Genomic DNA, 16,819 nt, shown 5'->3' on the forward strand with positions numbered 1-16,819 from the left:
AGAGTGGCGGGGTGACCGCAACTCCCGCCATCGGCCCTTCGGCCCAGGTCGACGACGCGTCGTTGTCCGGCCGCGTCCTCCCGACCTGGGAGAGCGGCGGCTTCTTCCAACTCTCCCGTTGGGCAGGAGGGCCGTTCGGCGAGCACGGCACGGTCGGCAGGCAGTCGTTCTTCACCCCGCTGCGGGTGCTGCTCTTCCTCGCCGTGGTCGGGCTGATCCTCGGGTTCGGCTCGAAAACCCCCTGCCTCGAGCAGCATGAGACCAAGCCCGGCCAGTTCGAAGTGCTGTGGGGCGACCACAACGAGTACGCAAGGGCCTGTTACACCGACATCGTGCCGCTCTACGGCTCGGAAGGGTTCGACAAGGGCTCCGTGCCCTACCGCGACCGCCGGCCGGACGGGCACTGGATGGAATACCCGGTGCTGCTCGGCTCCTTCCAATACGCGGCGGCGGGCGCGGCGCACGCGTGGACGGCGGGGGCCGCGCACGGGGTTCTCCCGCCGCTCGCGCCCGCGCTGGTGTTTTTCTCGGTCTGCGCCTTGGCCATCGCGGCGGCCTGGCTCGCCGCGGTGTGGGCGAGCGCGAAGCTCGCGGGCGACCGGATCTGGGACGTGTGGCTCGTGGCGCTCAGCCCGGTGGTGTTCGTGCAGGCCTTCACGAACTTCGACGCGCTGGGCATCGCGTTCTTGATGTGCGCCCTGCTCGCGTGGCGAAAAAGCAGGCCGCTGCTGACGGGCCTGCTCGTGGGGGTCGGGGCGGCGATCAAGCTCTTCCCGGTCCTGCTCTTCTTCCCGCTCCTGCTGGTCGCTTGGCGGGAGCGGAGGCTGGCGGCCTGGGGCAAGGCGCTCGCGGCCGCGAGCGCGACGCTGCTGGCGGTGAACCTGCCGGTGGCGCTGTGGTACCCGGACGGCTGGGCCGAGTTCTTCACGTTCAACAAGGAGCGCTTCGCCCAGGAGGGCTCGCTCATCTACGTGGTCTTCGACTACGCGCGCGTCCTGCTGGAGCACGGCTCGGTCGGGCTGCTGCCTGCGGGCAAGGCGAACCTTCTCTCCCTCGGCGCGTTCGCGCTCTGCTGCGCCGGGATCGCCGTGCTCGGCCGTCGGGGCTCGCGAGCCGCGCCGACGCTCGAGCAGCTGACGTTCCTGACCGTCGCCGCCTTCCTGCTCACGAGCAAGGTGTGGAGCTCGCAGTACTCGCTCTGGCTGGTGCCGCTCGCGGTGCTCGCCCTCCCCAGGGTCTGGGCGCTGCTCAGCTGGATGGTCTTGGAGGCGCTGAACTGGTTCATGCGGGAGTGGTGGTTCTATCAGAGCTTCACCAACAGCGGGGACCCCACGGCGGAACGGCTGTATCTGGTGCTGCTCGTGATGCGCGACGGGGCGTTGATCGCGATCTGCGCGGCGCTGGTCCAATCCCTTCGCCGCTCGGGTCGCGCGCGAGCCGAGGCCGAGGGCGCTCCCTCGGGGTTGGCGGCTTCTCCGGAGTTGGCAGAAGGGCCCGCCCTGGTCTAGACTGGCCGACCGAACACATGAGATTCTCCTGACCCGGCCATCCCCTGTTTCCTTTTGTCCGGCCGGGTTCGTCTAGTCCGTAGGAGGTGATGGGGTTTCATGCGTCAATACGAACTTATGCTCATCCTCGACCCGAACATCGATGAGCGCACCGTCGCCCCGGCAGTGGACAAGCTGCTCGGCGTGGTCCGCGAAGAGGGCGGAGCCGTCGAGAAGGTCGACGTGTGGGGCCGTCGTCGGCTCGCGTACGAGATCGCCAAGAAAGGCGAGGGCATCTACGCCGTTGTGGACCTGAAGGCGCAGTCCTCGACTGTGTCCGAGCTGGACCGGCAGTTGCGCATCAACGAGACCGTCCTGCGCGCCAAAGTGCTCCGCAAAGACAAGTAACTCCCCAGGAGGGCGATATGGCAGGCGAGACCGTCATCACGGTGGTCGGCAACTTGACGGCCGACCCGGAGCTGCGGTTCACCCCGACCGGCGCGGCCGTCGCGAACTTCACCGTCGCGTCGACGCCGAGGACCTTCGACCGTCAGAGCAACGAGTGGAAGGACGGCGAAGCGCTGTTCTTGCGCTGCAACATCTGGCGCGAGGCAGCCGAGAACGTGGCCGAGTCCCTCACCCGAGGCTCGCGGGTCATTGTGACGGGCAGGCTCAAACAGCGCTCGTACGAAACCCGCGAAGGCGAGAAGCGGACCGTCGTCGAGCTCGAGGTCGACGAGATCGGGCCGTCGCTGCGCTACTCCACCGCGAAAGTGAACCGGGCCTCCCGAGGAGGCGGCGGCGGTGGCGGCGCCCGCTCCGGCGGTTACGGCAACGACGACCCCTGGGCCTCCGCGCCAGCCGGCGACGACTACCAGTCCTCTTCTTCTTCCCGTTCCGGCGACGACGAGCCGCCGTTCTAAGCCAACCCTGTCGACGATTGCGACAGAGCCCAGCCGGTCGGCGACCGAGGCGGGGCACAGCGACCAAACATCGAGGAGCATGACATGCAGTTGATCTTGACGAAGAAAGTGACCGGCCTCGGAGCCCCCGGCGACCTTGTCGAGGTGAAAGAGGGCTACGCCCGGAACTTCCTGCTGCCCCGCAAGCTGGCGATCACCGGCACCGCGTCCGCGCAGAAGCAGGCCGAGACCATCAAGGCCGCCGAGGCGCAGCGCGACGCGAGGGCGAAGGCCCGCGCTGAGGAGCTCAAAGCGAAGCTCGCCGAGGTCGGCACGGTGGCCGTGCCCGCCCGCGCCGGCAACACCGGGAAGCTCTTCGGCTCCGTGACTTCGGCGCAGGTGGCCGCTGCGATCTCGGGCGCTGCTGGCGCGACGGTCGCGGCTGAGGCGGTGCAGGTCGCGGCGCATCAGATTCGTTCTCTCGGCCAGTACGAGGTGGAGGTCGATCTTGGGGCCGGTTTGGTCTCGAAGGTGAAGATCGCTATCACCGCCGCCAGCTGAGCTGCGGGTCAGTCCCCGGAGTCGGGGGAGTCGGGGTTGGGGTTCTCGGAGCCGTTGACCGAGCAGCTCACGCCGAACGCGCCTCCCATGGCGCCCCGCGCCGCCGCCTCCGCGGCGGCGGCGGTCGGGCCCGAGCCGCTGCTCGACCGGGGCACCTGGATCGTGGTGGTCGTCATCGTCATGGTCGGCGTCCCGGACCCGTAGCTCCAACCGGGGGCGGGCTGCGTCTGGGTGTCGTACCCGGTGCAGGTGGCGAAGTACGTCCCGGTGGCCGAGGCGGGCGCGGCCATGGCGAGCGCGCCGGCCCCGGCGAGCAGCAGGCCGAGAGCCGCGCTTGCCCGTCGTCGCCCGGCGCTGGGACGGCAAGTGTCGACGGTGGTAGGGCGTGCCTCGATCTGATGGTTGTGCATACCGTCACAGTACCGGTAGGCGGTTTGCCGCACGAGTCTGGGGGTGCGACAGGATTTCAATACCGAACAACATCGCAGTGGCGGGCTCAGACCCGCAGGCACTCGGCAGGCTTCACGAGTCGAAAGCTATCTTGCGGAATTCCTCGACCGGACGGTGGCCGAGCTTATGCTCGGCGGAGTCCGAGGCCGGCGAGGTCGGCATGCTCGCGGACGGTCACGGCCGTTGGAACCTGATCTCGCTGAACCGCTCGACCGGACGGTAGCCGAGCTTCGCGTAGATCGAATTCGGCTTCGGGCTGGACTCGTCCGTGAACAAGACGACGCGCTCGGCCCCGGCCTCCTCGCGCGCCCACGCGGTGGCCGCGCCCGCGACGGCGATGCCGTAGCCGTTGCCCCGCCGCTCCTTCGGCGTGAACACCGGTCCGACGCGGGCGACGCCGACGACTGGGCGGCGCGCGCTCGCGAACGCGACAGGCTCCCCCTCGTCCTCCCAGATCACAGTGGCCGAATCCGACCCGAGCAGCTGCGAGCGCAGGATGCGGGCCATGGTCGCGGGCGCGCTCTGCCTGCCGTAGTCCTCGGCCTCGTAGTCGAGCGTCCACCCGACGAGCAGGTCGAGGTCGGCCAGCCCCGCCACCCGCGCCCCGCCCCGGACGGCCGGGCGCACCAGCTCGCCGAGCTCGTGCAGCATGTTGTGGCGCGGCGGGCTCGCGGTCGCGCCGACCTCGGCGCACCAGGCCCGCGCGAACGCGTCGGCGACGGCTTCGGGCCCGTCCACGGCTGCGAGGTCGGGGTCGGCGGCGGCGAACGCCGCGACGACGGGGCGGATCTGCTCGGTCGGCAGCGCGGAGAGCCGAAGCGGGTCGTCCTGGTTGATCTGCAGCATCGCCCCGAGCGGGGAGCCGGGGGGATCGCCGGACCAGACCGTCAACAACAGGCGCGGGAAGCCGCCCCGGGACGAATAGGCGGCCAAGGCGCTGAGCGTGAACGTGTGGCGCACGGGGTCCGCCTCGTAGAGGCTTCGGGCCGCGTCCCAGAACTCCGCCACACTGCCATGCGCCCGAACGACCACGGACAGGATCATGCTCCCCGGACGCGGAGGCGTCAATCCCCGTCGGGCTCGGAGGGGCGGACGGGAAACTCCCGGCGCCATCTGCCTGCCGCTTTGGTGACCTCTGGTTGTCCTCGGCGCCACAACACGCCGGAGCGGCCATTCCCAAGACACGCCGAGAGATTTTTTATCCACAGCCAAAATATTTTCTTCACACCATCTGAGCTGCGGAAAATCAGATTCAGGATAACTTTTTCCACATTTCATCCACAGGCGCGGGGCACTGGTGAACAACTTGTCCCGAGCAATGCGCAGTTGTCCACAGGGCCTGTGGACAACGGGCCTTGACCGATGCGCCTTCGGGCCCTAGCGTGTCTTGGTCGTCGCCCCCCAGCGCGGCCGGCTCCGCGAGGCGGACGGTCGCCGCCAAAGCCGCTGACGGACATTGTCAGTCCTCTCGGGTACACATACGGGAGACTGCTCGAGCACGAGAACGAAAGCGAGGACTGCGGATGCCGGTAGGCGGGTCGGTGGAGCGTTTCGGGCTCGTGCGTTCGGAGGAGCCGGGCAGGGACCAGTGGGAGGATCCGGGCCGCCAACCGCCGCAGGACGGGGCGGCCGAGCAGTCCGTCCTCGGCGGAATGCTCTTGTCCAAGGACGCGGTCGCCGACGTGGTGGAGATCCTCCAAGGGGCGGATTTCTACCGGCCCGCGCACCAGTTGATCTTCGAGGCCATCACCGAGCTGTTCAGCAAGGGAGAGCCAGCGGACGCGGTGCTCGTCGCATCCGAGCTAGAGCGCAGAGGCCAGCTCGGACGAGTCGGCGGGGCGCCCTACCTGCACACGCTGATCTCCGGGGTCCCCACCGCCGCGAACGCGCGGTATTACGCCGAGATCGTCGTCGAGAAGGCGGTCATGCGCAAGCTCGTTGAGGCCGGCACCCGCATCGTGCAGTACGGCTACGGCGGAGCGGAGGGCCAGGACGTCGCCGAGGTGGTCGACCGGGCGCAGGCCGAGATCTTCGAGGTGACCCAGCGCAAGCGCTCGGACGAGGTCGTGCCGCTGGAAGGGCTGCTGCAGTCCACCATGGACGAACTCGACTCCATCGCCACCCGAGGCGGGATCTCGCTCGGCGTGCCCACCGGGTTCGTCGACCTCGACCGGGTCACCAACGGCTTCCACCCCGGCCAGATGGTCATCGTCGCGGCCCGTCCGGGCGTCGGGAAGTCCACCCTCGCGCTGGACTTCCTGCGCGCCTGCTCGGTGCAGGCCGGCCTGACCAGCGCCTTGTTCTCCCTTGAGATGAGCAAGATGGAAATCGTCATGAAGCTCCTCTCCGCGGAGGCGCGGATCCGCCTCGCGGACATGCGCTCGGGGAAGCTCAAAGACGACGACTGGGCGCGCCTGGCCCGGCGGATGAGCGAGATCAGCGAGGCTCCGATCTTCATCGACGACTCGCCGAACCTCACCATGATGGAGATCCGGGCCAAGGCGCGGCGGCTCAAGCAACGCCACGACCTCAAACTCGTCGTCGTGGACTACCTCCAGCTCATGACCTCGGGCAAGAAGGTCGAATCCCGCCAGCAGGAGGTCTCCGAGTTCTCCCGCCAGCTCAAGCTGCTCGCCAAAGAGCTCGAAGTGCCCGTCATCGCGCTCAGCCAGCTCAACCGAGGCCCCGAGCAGCGCACCGACAAGCGGCCCCAGGTCTCGGACCTGCGCGAGTCGGGCTCGTTGGAGCAAGACGCCGACATGGTGATCCTCGTGCACCGCCCCGACGCGTTCGAGCCGGACGATCCCAGAGGCGGCGAGGCCGACCTCATCCTCGGCAAACACCGCAACGGCCCCACCTGCACTATCACCGTCGCCCACCAGCTGCACGTGTCCCGGTTCGTGGACATGGCCAGGGGCTGAGGCCCTGTTTGTAGGGTCTCAAAGTTAATTGCACCCACATTGCACTTGTGCAATTCCCGTGAGCCAGTTGCGCAGAGTTCCGTCGTTGATCCCCAAATCTTTGGCGATCCTGGCGAGCGGCTGCCCGCTCGTCCTGGCCAGCTCGACCGCCCTGCGGCGGAACTCCTCGGGATGCGCGACAGGCATACGGACTCCTCTCTCTGCCAGACATCATCCTGGCAGGCTTGGCGTCCGCCCGGAGGGGAACACGTCAGAGTCGCAGTTCAAAGCCTTGTGAGATGTCACGCGGCGTGAGACCCTACAGAAAGCTCGGGTTTAGGGCCGGAAGTCCCCCATGCTGGCGTCGTCGGTTTCCTCCTCGGCGTCGAGCAGCGCCAGATGTTGTGGCTGGAACCACCGGTTGAGCAGGAGGCGCAGCGGCACCAGCATCGCGATGAACAAGGGGAACAAGATCCCCGCCGGGCTGCTTTTGAGGATCCACAACACCACCAGGCAGAGAAGCTGGACCAAGGTGAAGAGGCGGATGACCTTCCACGGGACGTGGCGGACGTAGTGGGTGTCAGGGTACAGGTTGCGGTCGGTCAGCCATAGTTTCAGCCGCGCATAGAAGTCCGTCCCGTTGAGGGTGGCGAAACCCATGAACAGGAACAGGCCAAACAGCACTTCCATCGGAATCTTTTTGATCAGCGGCAACATGAAAACAGAGGCACCGATCAGGATATGGATGGCGAGCGGGGAGACTCGATTCTCTCGGACGGCCAGGATGCGTTCGGCGCCGGAGTCGTCGTCTTTTTGTGTGGTCGCCAAACTCTTGACATGGTTGAGGGAATGGACGGTGGCCGCCACGATCCAGGGCAAGCCGAACACCGAGCAAACTGCGGTGATGACGCCGACGACAGCCAGGTCCAGGTGGTAGCCGTCTCCTTTTCGGAGGGCGTGCGACGGGCTGTTGACCAGACGGGTCGTAATATTCTGGTCGAGGAACAGCAGAACAGTGACCAGGATGGCCGGCCCGAGGCAGGCCACGACCAGCCAGACGGGCACGGAGAACATGTCGACGAGCCAGGACCGGCCGGTGGTGGTGCCGAAATGGTCGGGGATGGCCACGTCCTGCACCTCCACCTCGGGCAACGCCAAGGCGAAGAGTGTCATCAGCGCGATGGCGATGGCAGGCCCGAAATCTGCCACGAATTCACGGAACCCGCGCTGGAGATAGCTGGTCTGCAGGAAAGTCTTGAAGGCACGGGCCAACAGGAAGGTCCCCAGTGCCAGGACCACGGTCATCAGGGCGGTCGCGTCGTTGCGCGGGGACACGGTGAAGGGCGACACCACCGAACGCGCCGCTTCGACGATGAAGATGACAGCGACGAGGACGGCGAAGATCTCGTCGACGAAGCGGGTGAAGAACTTCATGAGCGCGCTGGCGTCGGTCACCGCGAGGACGAGCATGAGGATGCCCGACCAGACTCCCACCCACGCGTAGACCGGCAGAAATGGAAGGCCGAAATGCTGGCACATCGTGTAGAGCAGGCCGGTGAAGATGACGATGGGGCCGGTGCCGCCCAACAAGGTCAGGGGTTGGGCGGACAAAAGGGCGAACAGGATTCCGCCGATGGCGGTCACCACGATCATCTCCACGACGCCGACTTCTCCGTGGGTCATGACGCTGGTGAGGCCGCCGAACGCGATAGCGTTCGCGAGGCAGGCGAAAAAAAGAAAACTCACGGACGCCGGGACTTTCGAATGCAGCCCGTCCTTGAAATCGCTGACGTAGGAAGGCAGTTTTCGCCGCACGTCCTCCCGAAGGCCGCCGCCCAACCGGCCGGTGTAGTCCAGGGAACCGACCTCGTGCGCTTGTGGGGCGCGCTGCGCATTGCTTCGTTTGGTTGACACGCACCCAGCCTAGCCAAGCGCGGCGAAGTGCTGCGCTCTGCCGGGTCGGGAGTCTGGTCGGGCGTTCAGTACACTGTTCGGCGGTGTTCCGGGAAGCCTGGTCGGAGATGGAGTTGACTGTTGCTGCGGCGTCGGGACCCGTGCGCCGCACCGTTTGAAAGGCCGCACCACAGTATGGCCATTGCCCAAGGCGACCCCTTACATCCGCGTGTGAACGCGGAAGTGATCTGCGTGCGGGGGCTGACTTTCACATATCCGAAGAGCCAGGAGCCCGTGATCCGGGATATGGACTTCTCTGTGGGACGAGGGGAGATCTTCGGGTTTCTCGGCCCCAGCGGGGCGGGGAAGTCCACGACGCAGAAACTGCTCATCGGGCTGTTGCACGGACATGAGGGACAGGCGACGGTATGGGGGAGGGAGCCGCGGCAGTGGGGTTCGCAGTACTACCAGCGCATCGGCGTGTCGTTCGAACTGCCTAATCACTACCACAAGCTCACAGGCGCGGAGAACCTGCAGTTCTTCGCGTCCCTGTACGCGGGCAAAACCCGTCAGCCCGCAGAGCTGCTCGACGCGGTCGGGCTGCGCGGAGCCGCCGATATCCGGGTGGGCAAGTACTCCAAAGGCATGCAAATGCGACTGACATTCGCGCGTGCGCTCTTGAACGACCCGGAACTCTTGTTCTTGGACGAGCCGACCTCGGGGTTGGACCCGGTGAATGCTCGCGTGGTCAAAAACATGATCTTGGAGCTGAAGGCACGGGGGCGAACCGTCTTTTTGACCACCCACGACATGAACACGGCAGAGGAGCTCTGCGACCGGGTGGCGTTCGTCGTCGACGGCCGCATCGCAGCTCTGGACGCGCCAGCCGAGCTGCGCGTGGCCCGGAGCCGCCGCGTGGTCCGCGTCGTATACCGGGGCGACGACGGCGCGTTGGCGACCGCTGAATTCGGGATCGACGGGCTCGCGGACGACCCGCAGTTCCACGAGCTGGCGCGCAGCAGGCGCATCGAGACCATCCACAGCGCCGAGGCCAGCTTGGAGGATGTCTTCGCAGAGGTCACCGGAAAGCGGCTCGCATGACGAGGTTGGTCAGCGTTGTGCGGCTTGAGCTCACGTTGCAAGCGCGTCAGAAATTCCTGCTCGCAGGGATCTTCTCCGGTTTGATCTGGCTGGCCGTGCTCCTCCCGATGCCAGCGGTTCTGCGGCCGATCGCCGAGCCGTACGTCTTGATCGGAGATGTCGCGATCATCGGATTCTTCTTCATCGGGGGCTCCGTGTTCTTCGAGAAGCAGGAGCGCACGCTGGGGGCGCTTCTTTGCACGCCTCTACGGTTCGCAGAGTACCTCGCGGCGAAGCTGGCGACGTTGCTTTCGATCTCGCTTGGGGTGGCGATCACGGTGGCGACCATTGTGCATGGCACGGGCTACCGGCTCGTGCCGATGACGGCAGGCGTCGTCCTCGGCACATTGCTGATGCTGCTCACCGGGTTCATCACCGCGCTGCCGTTCTCCTCAGTCACCGACTGGTTCATGGCGAGCGTCATACCCTTGGCGTGCATGCTGATCCCGCCTATTGTGCACTACAGCGGCCTGTGGCCACATCCGGTGCTCTGCCTCGTGCCCACCGAGGGCCCGTTGATGCTACTTGGCGCCGCGTTCGGCCAACGAGACTTGACCGTCTGGGAATGGGCGTATGCGCTTGCTTATCCGCTCGCCTGTGTCGCGGGACTATGCGTGCTCGCCCAGCGCCTGTTCGTCCGCCACGTCGTCGAACGGCCCGGTGAATAACCCATGGCCAGTCCCCGTCTCCGACCGCCTCGGTTGCCGCGCTCGAAGGTTCTGGCCGCGCTTGCCCGCAACGATCTGCGCGGCACCTACCGCGACCCGCTCTTGGTCATGCTGGTCGTAGCGCCACTCTTGTGGACGAGCGGGGTGGCGCTGTTCACGCCGTTGTTCACCCGAATGCTCGACCAAAAGCACGGCTTCGACCTTGTTCCCTACTATCCTTTGGTGCTCACCGCGTTCTTGCTGCTGACCAGCGTTATCGTGCCCGGCGGGTTGGCCGCTTTCCTTGTTCTTGACGAAGTCGACGCGGGCACCCTCACCGCGCTGCGAGTCACACCGGTGCCGCTCGCTGTATTCTTCGGTTACCGCGCCGCAACCGTCGTCGTGATCACCGCCGTCTATGTGGTCGCCACTATGTCTTTGAGCGGAATCTTGGAGCCAGGACTCATACTCCCACTCATTCCCATCGGCGTGCTCGCGGGCCTGTCGGCAGTCGTCACGCTATTGCTCATCATTACGACGGCGAATAATAAAATTCAAGGGCTGGCCATGCTCCGGGCGCTCGGCATGCTCATCGCGGGCTTGCCATGCCTGCCCTGGTTCGTCCATTCCGGCTGGAACCTCGCCTTCGGCATCCTGCCTCCGTACTGGGAGGCCAAGGCATACTGGACGGCCAGCGCCCACGGCGTATGGTGGCCCTACCTCATTGTCGGGGCTCTTTACAACATAGCCGTCGCATGGCTCCTTCTCCGCCGCTTTCTCGCCAAACGCTGATCCCGAGAGGGCCGATGTTGCTGCGGGAGGAGCCTGAGCCTGCGCAAGACAGCACGTCTCCCCTCGACGCGAAGCGAAGTCCTCGCGGCGCGGCAGAGCTTTCGCCGAGGAGTCCGTCCGTGAGATCCAGGAAGCAGCTGGCGGGTTTGTCCCTCGTGGGCGGGCCGCAGAGCTTTATGGCTTCGGGCTCGTAGGAGCAACGTGGAGGGCGTTGGCTGGCGGCTTGGACTGATCGATGCGATCCGCCCTCTGTCCTACGGTGGTCCGGAGTAGTCGCCGATGGTCCAGATGTTTCCTTCGGGGTCGCCGATGGCGCAGGCGTAGGCTTCTCTGCCCGGCCCGAAGGCGGTGTTATGCGGGGGCCGGAGGATCGTGGCCCCTGCGGCCTGGGCTCGCCTGTGCACGCCGTCCACGTCGTCGGTGACGAGGTAGACGGCGTTGCATCCTGCGGGCAAGTGCCCGTGGACGCTGTCTTTGTGCGCGGTGGAGCCGAGCACGAGCCGCCCGCCTCCCGGCCAGGCGAGCTCCGCGCCCGCGACGGCGCCGTCCTCGTCTCGGAAGACGAGGATCTCGCGGAATCCGAGCCCGTCCGTGAGGAACCGCAAGGCCGCGTCCGTGTCGTCGTAGTGCAGGACCGGCCACGCCGAGGAGGTTCGTCCAGGGGGCTGGTTCATTCGCCGCCTCCCACGAGCGGGCTCAGGCTGGCGTGGCGTTCTTGGGAGGGCTGGTTGAGCCCGACGATCCGCACGTTCTTGCCTTTCGCCTGGTATTTGGCCGTGATGGCGTCGAGCGCCGCGACCGAGGAGAGGTCCCAGATATGGGCCTCGCTCATATCGATGACGATGTTGTGGGGGTCGCCGGTGTAGTCGAACTGGGTGGCCAGGTCGTTGCTGGAGGCGAAGAACAGCTCGCCGCGCACCGCGTAGACCCGGGTGTCCTCGTCGGGGTGGGCGACATCGACGACTTCGGTGAGGTGGGCGACACGGCGGGCGAACATCACCATCGCGACCAGCACGCCCACGATCACGCCGTAGGCGAGGTCGCCGGTGGCGACGGTGACCGCGACGGTGGACACCATCACGAAGGTCTCGGGGATCGGCATGCGGCGCAGGACCTTCGGGTTCACGCTGTGCCAGTCCAGCGTCTTGACCGACACGATGATCATCACTGCGACCAGCGCGGCCATCGGGATCTGGCCGACCACATCCCGCAACGCGACGACGAGGACCAGCAGGAAGGCCCCGGCGAGGAAGGTGGAGACGCGGGTGCGGGCGCCGGAGACTCTGACGTTGATCATGGTCTGCCCGATCATCGCGCAGCCGCCCATCCCGCCGAACATGCCTGTGACGAGGTTCGCGACGCCTTGGCCCCAGCCTTCGCGGACCTTGTCGGAATGGGTGTCGGTGATGTCGTCCACCAGTTTCGCGGTCATCATCGACTCCAACAGGCCCACCAGCGCCGTCGCCAAGGCGTACGGGGCGATGATCTGTAAGGTCGCGAGCGTCAACGGGACGTGCGGCAATCCTGGGACGGGCAAGCCGCTCGGCAGCGCCCCCTGGTCCCCGACCGTCGGCACCCGAATCGAGAACCCCGCGCACACGCCGGTCAAGACGACGATGACGACCAGCGGCGCGGGCACGAGCTGGGTGAACCGGGGCAGCACCAGCATCGCCCCGACCCCGACCGCGACCATCGCGTACACGGCCCACGGCACATGGACCAACTGCGGCAACTGCGCCAGAAAGATCAAAATCGCCAGGGCATTCACAAAACCGACCATCACACTGCGCGGCACGAACCGCATCAGCTTCGTCAAACCCGCGAGGCTCAACACCACCTGGAACACCCCAGCCAACAGCACAGTAGCCACCAGATAATCCATCCCGTGCTCGCGGCTGACCGGCGCGACTACAAGGGCGACCGCGCCCGTGGCCGCCGAGATCATCGCCGGACGCCCCCCGGTGAACGCGATCGTCACCGCCATCGTGAACGACGCGAACAGCCCAACCTGCGGCGGCACCCCCGCGATGATCGAGAACGAAATCGCCTCAGGGATCAGCGCGATGGCCACCACTAGGCCAGCGAGCACCTCTACGCGCAACAAGGCGGGCGACCGGAAAACAGAACGGACCGTGGGAAAAACAAACGACGAAGAATCCGTCGAAGACATCAAGACTCCAATAGAAATGCTCGAACCCGCTCCCACGCCACGCGCAGAAGACATACAAAAACGAGCACGAGCGGCCGACCCGAGCCCGACCAAAATGCTGAGGAACCAAAGCCCCAGACCCTGATGAGGAGTCTACCTCACCAGTGATGCGCCTCGTTCATCAGGCGCATCACTCGCTCACGCAACTCCGGCAGGTACTTCTTCGACATCGGCCTCCTTGACCTGTCCCCGCCCCCTCGCCGCGAGCGTGGTGCGGAGGCACCAACCCCGTCCGGGAAACCGGGTCAGGCTCCCCTGGTCGCCGATCGCCATAAGCTGCATCCCATCGTGCCCGTCGCAACTGCGCCCTTTCCACGTGGCGCAAACCGTCAATCAAGAAATATGGCATCAACGAGCGAGATCAGGGTTTCATAGCGGCCAACGTGTCGCTATGGCGACGCTGCTGGGAGAGGTCGAAGTCCGTTGCTTGGAGGTGCATGGTGTGCGATCATGCAAGTGTGTCCGTGGCTGATCAGCTGTATTCGATGCAACTGGATTTCCAGAAAAAGATGAAGGCCAGCATGGAGGCGGTCGACCAGGGTTTCCAAGCGATCCGGGACGAGGAACGACGGATGGCGGACGAGCGCGCTGAGCGGGCGGAACGGGAGGCTGCCGCCACTCCGGAGGGACGAGCTCGATCGATGTGGGACGTGGACGGTCGGAAGTTCGGTCACTACGAAGATGAGGAAGATGAGGAGGGGTGGCAGTGGCGAACATGAGTAGCCCAGACGGGGTTCGCCAGCTTGGGCATACATGGTTGCAGGCGAGCGGAGGTTTGCACGACGAGGCCGCGCGCATCCGTACATGCTCGCTGTCCCCGGAACATTTCGGGTCGCGTTATGCGGAACAGGCGGCAGGCGTGCGTCAGGGGTTCGAGAAGATCGCCGACACTTGGCGCGGATGGGGCGGGCACTGTGAGCAGTTCGGAGGGAACCTTCACGACGCGGTAGACATCTACACGGGCGCAGACGAAGACAACGCTGCTAGCCTGGAGTTGAACTTCTGATGGCGGACAAAGGCAGGGAGATACTCCTCGGCCCTGGCAGCATAGTCAACGCGGGCGGTCAGTCTGTGTCGGCGGAAGAAGCTTTCGGGTGGTATTACTACCCTCTTTTGATGTGGTGGGATCAGCTCGCCGCTTGCAGGGGAGACTTCGCCCCGCTCGACTTCTCCCAGCTCAAGCGCCAGTCGGACTGGCAATATTACGCGAAGGCGTACCTCGCCGAAGAAGACATCGATTTGAAGGCTTTCCGCGACACGGCTCAGACGCTCAAAACAGCGGGCGCGAACGCGCAGCTCCAGTTCGATCTTATCCGAGAAACTGAGAATCTGAACCAGCATTGGAATGATCCTGCGCAAGACTCTGTGTTGGAGAACTATAAGCGCAACCAGCGGCTCATGGAGCGGGACCAGAAAGACCTCGCCGGACATGCGCAGGATATCGCGCAAGTCGCCGAGCACCTCGAGGTGGCGCTGAAGGAGAAATGTCAGGCGGCGAAGAACGCTGTTGACAAGCTTATCAATCAGGCGTTGCGCAACAACGTCGAAGAATTCAAGGACCGGCTGCGCACCGCTCACGAGGCTATGAAGGCCAACACGAAGGGCGGTGGCTGGATCGGTTTCAGCACTAACCAGCACCCTTACTGGCACCACGGACCTCCCGGCGACACCTGGAACGCCAACGACATCCGCAACGACATCCAGAACAACGTCATCAACGCCTTCGCCGTCACATGCAAAGCCCTGGACGACGCTGACGCAGCTGTGAAGAAAGTCATCGAGGACGGCTACAACATGCTCCTTGCGGCCCTCGGCGCGGGCGATGGGGCGTCAAGTCCGATCCTATCTGCGGAAGCGGTTGCGAAAGCCTTACATAAGGATGCCGATGATCCGAAATTTCAAGAATTCTACAATCTGGCCAAAGGCGCTATGGAGAAGAACGGAATAACGGACCCGAAAGCGCAATGCGCGTTCTTGGCGACTTTATACGAGGAAAGTAATCTTCAACCTGTCGAGGAGGGCGGGGATGAGGCGTACTATCGAAGTTTCTTGGGCGACGACTGGCAATACCACGGCCGAGGGTATATACAAATCACGCATTCGGCTACTTACGGCCAGCTGGGCGAATGGCTCCGCAGTCACGGCTACCCGAACGCTGATCCGCTAGGGCATCCTGAGGAGCTGATAAACAATCCAGAAGAAAGTATGGCGGCCGCCGCCTGGTTTTGGACGCAGAGAGATCTGAGCGATGTCGCGTCTAGCGGCGATCCTTCTGCCGCTTTCACAGAGGTGACTGCTCGCGTCAACGGCACCGACAGCAACGGTCAGATTGCCGCCAGGGCTCATTATGGGGTGCGAGCAGAAGCCTACAACGCGCTCGTTGATGGGTTTCGCCAGGCCGCTCTGGCAAGAGGGGAAACGGAAGAACAAGCCGCGAGCGAGTACCCATACATTGAAACACAGGCGAGGCCAAGATGAGAACTCTGCGACCCCCGTTCTTCTTAGCTCTTGTTTTCATGAGCCTCGTGTCCGCGTGCTCTCCTGAAGATCAACGCCCCGTCGGCGGCGCGTCGCCGTTGTATCCCGTGCCTCATGCGCAACTGCCGCCATTGTCGGCGGATTCCCCCAAGCTCCCCGACGGCTCTATCCTCACTTATCGAAGCGGGCGTGATGTCGTCCTTATGTTCGGCGGGGGCAGTGCTCAAAGGATCGCCTTCAGCGCTGATAGATTCGGCGGTTTCTCCCTCACCTCAGACCGAAGATTTGCTTTCGCTCCGTTCAAGGAAGCCCCGAATGGTAAAGAAGTCGGTATAGCTGTAGTTGACCTGCAAACCCGCGAAATGAAAGTTATACGCTGCGCTTGCGGTAGAACCTTGCCGGGAGGCGGCTCTACAGTATTGTGGTGGGAGTATCCTGATCGGATAATGACTTTAGACCTTCGTCGAGGAAACCCGGCGCCAGAGATCCTCAGGGTGGTGAAGCTGCCCGATTCGGAAAATGATAATTCCCCGCGAAGAACCGAGCGGAAATCTCCCACTATAGAGCTTCTCGGAGCAAGCCAAGGCATGGTTATACTGCAGAAGCTCGCGCAGCCGGAACTCGTCTCTGGCGGACCGTACGATCTCTACGTCGTTCAAAGCGATGGCTCCGTGCGGCCGCTTGGGCAAACCCCCTTGCCGGGCGTTACCGCGTACGCATCTTTTAGGGACGATGGTAAATTTTTCGCCTACGCAATGGTCCAGCATCTAGACGCTAGCTTTCGCGCTTGGTCTGTCGCCGTTATTGACACCACCGCCTGGCAGACTGAAACTTCGGATATTGAGGACGCCCCTAACCCTCACGCTGTGCCCGTTATCAACGGTATGTGGTGGAGTCCGGCCGATGCGCTTGAAGTGGGCTATGAAAGCTGGGATCATGAATCCCCGCCAGGGGAAATTGGTCTCATTACCAAGCCAAACGTCTACAAATTTGCGGAAAACCGGTGGCGCCAAGTGACTTCCGATGGCGCTACGTGGGTTTTCGACTTCACGCCGAAGACTGCAGCTGTCCTTGTGCCGACCGATCCGAATAAAGCGTTCGGCGCAGCGAACCTCTACCTTCAGGCTGACGGTAAGCGCTGGCTCTTATCGGAGGACGCTAGCGCTCCCAGTGGTTTCGTGACTGGGGATTGAGCTGAAGCGCGTCGTTGCCTCGGGATAATTTTCCAGTTTTCCCCTTCAGTGTCCTTGCAAGGGGAACGTTCTTGAGGGTTCGAAATCTGAAGAAATGCCACGGGTTTGAGACTGAAGCCAGGTGTCATCGCATGAGGTGACTTCTGTGGCCACAGGTCAACGCTTCG

18 protein-coding genes are annotated in these 16,819 nt (G+C 64.4%); 12 read left to right on the top strand and 6 right to left on the bottom strand.

Annotated features, from left to right (window positions below; genetic code table 11):
- Positions 1 to 11: 11 nt before the first annotated feature.
- From HMPREF9336_RS04330 to rplI, 4 genes are all read left to right on the top strand, one after another.
- Positions 12 to 1,508, top strand: coding sequence for a glycosyltransferase family 87 protein (locus HMPREF9336_RS04330; RefSeq protein WP_007469371.1), 1,497 nt, complete (start codon positions 12 to 14; stop codon positions 1,506 to 1,508).
- Between the two features lie 99 nt (positions 1,509 to 1,607).
- Positions 1,608 to 1,895 (top strand): 30S ribosomal protein S6, encoded by a 288-nt coding sequence (gene rpsF / locus HMPREF9336_RS04335; RefSeq protein ID WP_007469374.1) that lies wholly within the window; start codon positions 1,608 to 1,610, stop codon positions 1,893 to 1,895.
- A 17-nt stretch (positions 1,896 to 1,912) separates the two neighbouring features.
- Entirely contained in the window at positions 1,913 to 2,410 is a 498-nt protein-coding gene (locus HMPREF9336_RS04340) for a single-stranded DNA-binding protein (RefSeq protein WP_007469376.1), read from the top strand.
- An 84-nt stretch (positions 2,411 to 2,494) separates the two neighbouring features.
- Complete coding sequence (gene rplI, locus HMPREF9336_RS04345; protein WP_007469378.1) at positions 2,495 to 2,950, top strand: 50S ribosomal protein L9; 456 nt, start codon at positions 2,495 to 2,497, stop codon at positions 2,948 to 2,950.
- Positions 2,951 to 2,958: 8 nt separating this feature from the next.
- On the opposite strand, the gene HMPREF9336_RS04350 is transcribed toward rplI, so the two are convergent.
- Together HMPREF9336_RS04350 and HMPREF9336_RS04355 are read right to left on the bottom strand one after the other, a co-directional pair.
- Positions 2,959 to 3,360 carry a hypothetical protein gene (locus HMPREF9336_RS04350; RefSeq protein ID WP_040584621.1) on the bottom strand — a complete coding sequence of 134 codons (402 nt, stop codon included), beginning with the start codon at positions 3,358 to 3,360 and terminating at the stop codon, positions 2,959 to 2,961.
- Positions 3,361 to 3,574: 214 nt separating this feature from the next.
- Positions 3,575 to 4,432 carry a GNAT family N-acetyltransferase gene (locus tag HMPREF9336_RS04355; RefSeq protein WP_169727297.1) on the bottom strand — a complete coding sequence of 286 codons (858 nt, stop codon included), beginning with the start codon at positions 4,430 to 4,432 and terminating at the stop codon, positions 3,575 to 3,577.
- A 491-nt stretch (positions 4,433 to 4,923) separates the two neighbouring features.
- Here HMPREF9336_RS04355 and dnaB point away from each other — a divergent pair, with 491 nt between their 5' ends.
- On the top strand, positions 4,924 to 6,321 hold the full coding sequence (dnaB, locus tag HMPREF9336_RS04360; RefSeq protein WP_007469384.1) for a replicative DNA helicase: 1,398 nt from the start codon (positions 4,924 to 4,926) through the stop codon (positions 6,319 to 6,321).
- 24 nt (positions 6,322 to 6,345) lie between these two features.
- Here dnaB and HMPREF9336_RS17800 read toward each other — a convergent pair whose 3' ends face one another.
- Positions 6,346 to 6,507, bottom strand: a complete 162-nt coding sequence (locus tag HMPREF9336_RS17800; RefSeq protein ID WP_007469386.1) for a transposase — start codon at positions 6,505 to 6,507, stop codon at positions 6,346 to 6,348.
- Positions 6,508 to 6,636: 129 nt separating this feature from the next.
- The gene (locus HMPREF9336_RS04365; RefSeq protein WP_007469388.1) at positions 6,637 to 8,214 is read right to left on the bottom strand and encodes a sodium bicarbonate transporter family protein; all 1,578 of its coding nucleotides are present in this window, start codon (positions 8,212 to 8,214) and stop codon (positions 6,637 to 6,639) included.
- Between the two features lie 174 nt (positions 8,215 to 8,388).
- On the opposite strand from HMPREF9336_RS04365, the gene HMPREF9336_RS04370 reads away from it, so the two are divergent.
- Genes HMPREF9336_RS04370 through HMPREF9336_RS04380 form a run of 3 tightly spaced genes read left to right on the top strand, consistent with a single transcriptional unit; the run spans position 8,389 to position 10,772 of the window.
- Positions 8,389 to 9,294, top strand: a complete 906-nt coding sequence (locus tag HMPREF9336_RS04370; RefSeq protein WP_007469389.1) for an ABC transporter ATP-binding protein — start codon at positions 8,389 to 8,391, stop codon at positions 9,292 to 9,294.
- Complete coding sequence (locus HMPREF9336_RS04375) at positions 9,291 to 10,001, top strand: fluoroquinolone export ABC transporter permease subunit (RefSeq protein ID WP_007469391.1); 711 nt, start codon at positions 9,291 to 9,293, stop codon at positions 9,999 to 10,001. Before HMPREF9336_RS04370 ends, HMPREF9336_RS04375 begins: the two co-directional genes overlap by 4 nt.
- A gap of 3 nt (positions 10,002 to 10,004) precedes the next feature.
- A complete protein-coding gene (locus HMPREF9336_RS04380; RefSeq protein ID WP_021030087.1) occupies positions 10,005 to 10,772 on the top strand; it encodes a hypothetical protein in 768 nt (255 codons plus the stop codon).
- Positions 10,773 to 11,026: 254 nt separating this feature from the next.
- Here the strand turns inward: HMPREF9336_RS04380 and HMPREF9336_RS04385 are convergent, their stop codons facing one another.
- Together HMPREF9336_RS04385 and HMPREF9336_RS04390 are read right to left on the bottom strand one after the other, a co-directional pair.
- A complete protein-coding gene (locus tag HMPREF9336_RS04385; RefSeq protein ID WP_007469395.1) occupies positions 11,027 to 11,446 on the bottom strand; it encodes a VOC family protein in 420 nt (139 codons plus the stop codon).
- Positions 11,443 to 12,942, bottom strand: a complete 1,500-nt coding sequence (locus HMPREF9336_RS04390; RefSeq protein WP_021030088.1) for a SulP family inorganic anion transporter — start codon at positions 12,940 to 12,942, stop codon at positions 11,443 to 11,445. The genes HMPREF9336_RS04385 and HMPREF9336_RS04390 overlap by 4 nt, the downstream gene beginning before the upstream one ends.
- 497 nt (positions 12,943 to 13,439) lie before the next feature.
- On the opposite strand from HMPREF9336_RS04390, the gene HMPREF9336_RS04395 reads away from it, so the two are divergent.
- The 4 genes from HMPREF9336_RS04395 to HMPREF9336_RS18310 all read left to right on the top strand — a co-directional run bounded on the left by HMPREF9336_RS04395 (position 13,440) and on the right by HMPREF9336_RS18310 (position 16,652).
- A complete protein-coding gene (locus HMPREF9336_RS04395) occupies positions 13,440 to 13,700 on the top strand; it encodes a hypothetical protein (protein ID WP_040584623.1) in 261 nt (86 codons plus the stop codon).
- A complete protein-coding gene (locus tag HMPREF9336_RS04400) occupies positions 13,697 to 13,987 on the top strand; it encodes a hypothetical protein (RefSeq protein WP_084206614.1) in 291 nt (96 codons plus the stop codon). The genes HMPREF9336_RS04395 and HMPREF9336_RS04400 overlap by 4 nt, the downstream gene beginning before the upstream one ends.
- Positions 13,987 to 15,459 (top strand): lysozyme family protein, encoded by a 1,473-nt coding sequence (locus HMPREF9336_RS04405; protein WP_021030091.1) that lies wholly within the window; start codon positions 13,987 to 13,989, stop codon positions 15,457 to 15,459. The genes HMPREF9336_RS04400 and HMPREF9336_RS04405 overlap by 1 nt, the downstream gene beginning before the upstream one ends.
- Positions 15,460 to 15,905: 446 nt before the next feature.
- A complete protein-coding gene (locus tag HMPREF9336_RS18310) occupies positions 15,906 to 16,652 on the top strand; it encodes a hypothetical protein (RefSeq protein ID WP_156920288.1) in 747 nt (248 codons plus the stop codon).
- Positions 16,653 to 16,819 lie beyond the last annotated feature (167 nt).

The sequence above is a fragment of the Segniliparus rugosus ATCC BAA-974 genome, assembly GCF_000185725.2.
Lineage (GTDB): Bacteria > Actinomycetota > Actinomycetes > Mycobacteriales > Mycobacteriaceae > Segniliparus > Segniliparus rugosus.

Coding starts and splice junctions, on each gene's coding strand:
- rpsF (WP_007469374.1), top strand. CDS start 1,608: ATGCGTCAATACGAACTTATGCTCATCCTCGACCCGAACATCGATGAG.
- HMPREF9336_RS04340 (WP_007469376.1), top strand. CDS start 1,913: ATGGCAGGCGAGACCGTCATCACGGTGGTCGGCAACTTGACGGCCGAC.
- rplI (WP_007469378.1), top strand. CDS start 2,495: ATGCAGTTGATCTTGACGAAGAAAGTGACCGGCCTCGGAGCCCCCGGC.
- HMPREF9336_RS04350 (WP_040584621.1), bottom strand. CDS start 3,360: ATGCACAACCATCAGATCGAGGCACGCCCTACCACCGTCGACACTTGC.
- dnaB (WP_007469384.1), top strand. CDS start 4,924: ATGCCGGTAGGCGGGTCGGTGGAGCGTTTCGGGCTCGTGCGTTCGGAG.
- HMPREF9336_RS17800 (WP_007469386.1), bottom strand. CDS start 6,507: ATGCCTGTCGCGCATCCCGAGGAGTTCCGCCGCAGGGCGGTCGAGCTG.
- HMPREF9336_RS04370 (WP_007469389.1), top strand. CDS start 8,389: ATGGCCATTGCCCAAGGCGACCCCTTACATCCGCGTGTGAACGCGGAA.
- HMPREF9336_RS04375 (WP_007469391.1), top strand. CDS start 9,291: ATGACGAGGTTGGTCAGCGTTGTGCGGCTTGAGCTCACGTTGCAAGCG.
- HMPREF9336_RS04380 (WP_021030087.1), top strand. CDS start 10,005: ATGGCCAGTCCCCGTCTCCGACCGCCTCGGTTGCCGCGCTCGAAGGTT.
- HMPREF9336_RS04385 (WP_007469395.1), bottom strand. CDS start 11,446: ATGAACCAGCCCCCTGGACGAACCTCCTCGGCGTGGCCGGTCCTGCAC.
- HMPREF9336_RS04390 (WP_021030088.1), bottom strand. CDS start 12,942: ATGTCTTCGACGGATTCTTCGTCGTTTGTTTTTCCCACGGTCCGTTCT.
- HMPREF9336_RS04400 (WP_084206614.1), top strand. CDS start 13,697: ATGAGTAGCCCAGACGGGGTTCGCCAGCTTGGGCATACATGGTTGCAG.
- HMPREF9336_RS04405 (WP_021030091.1), top strand. CDS start 13,987: ATGGCGGACAAAGGCAGGGAGATACTCCTCGGCCCTGGCAGCATAGTC.
- HMPREF9336_RS18310 (WP_156920288.1), top strand. CDS start 15,906: ATGACTTTAGACCTTCGTCGAGGAAACCCGGCGCCAGAGATCCTCAGG.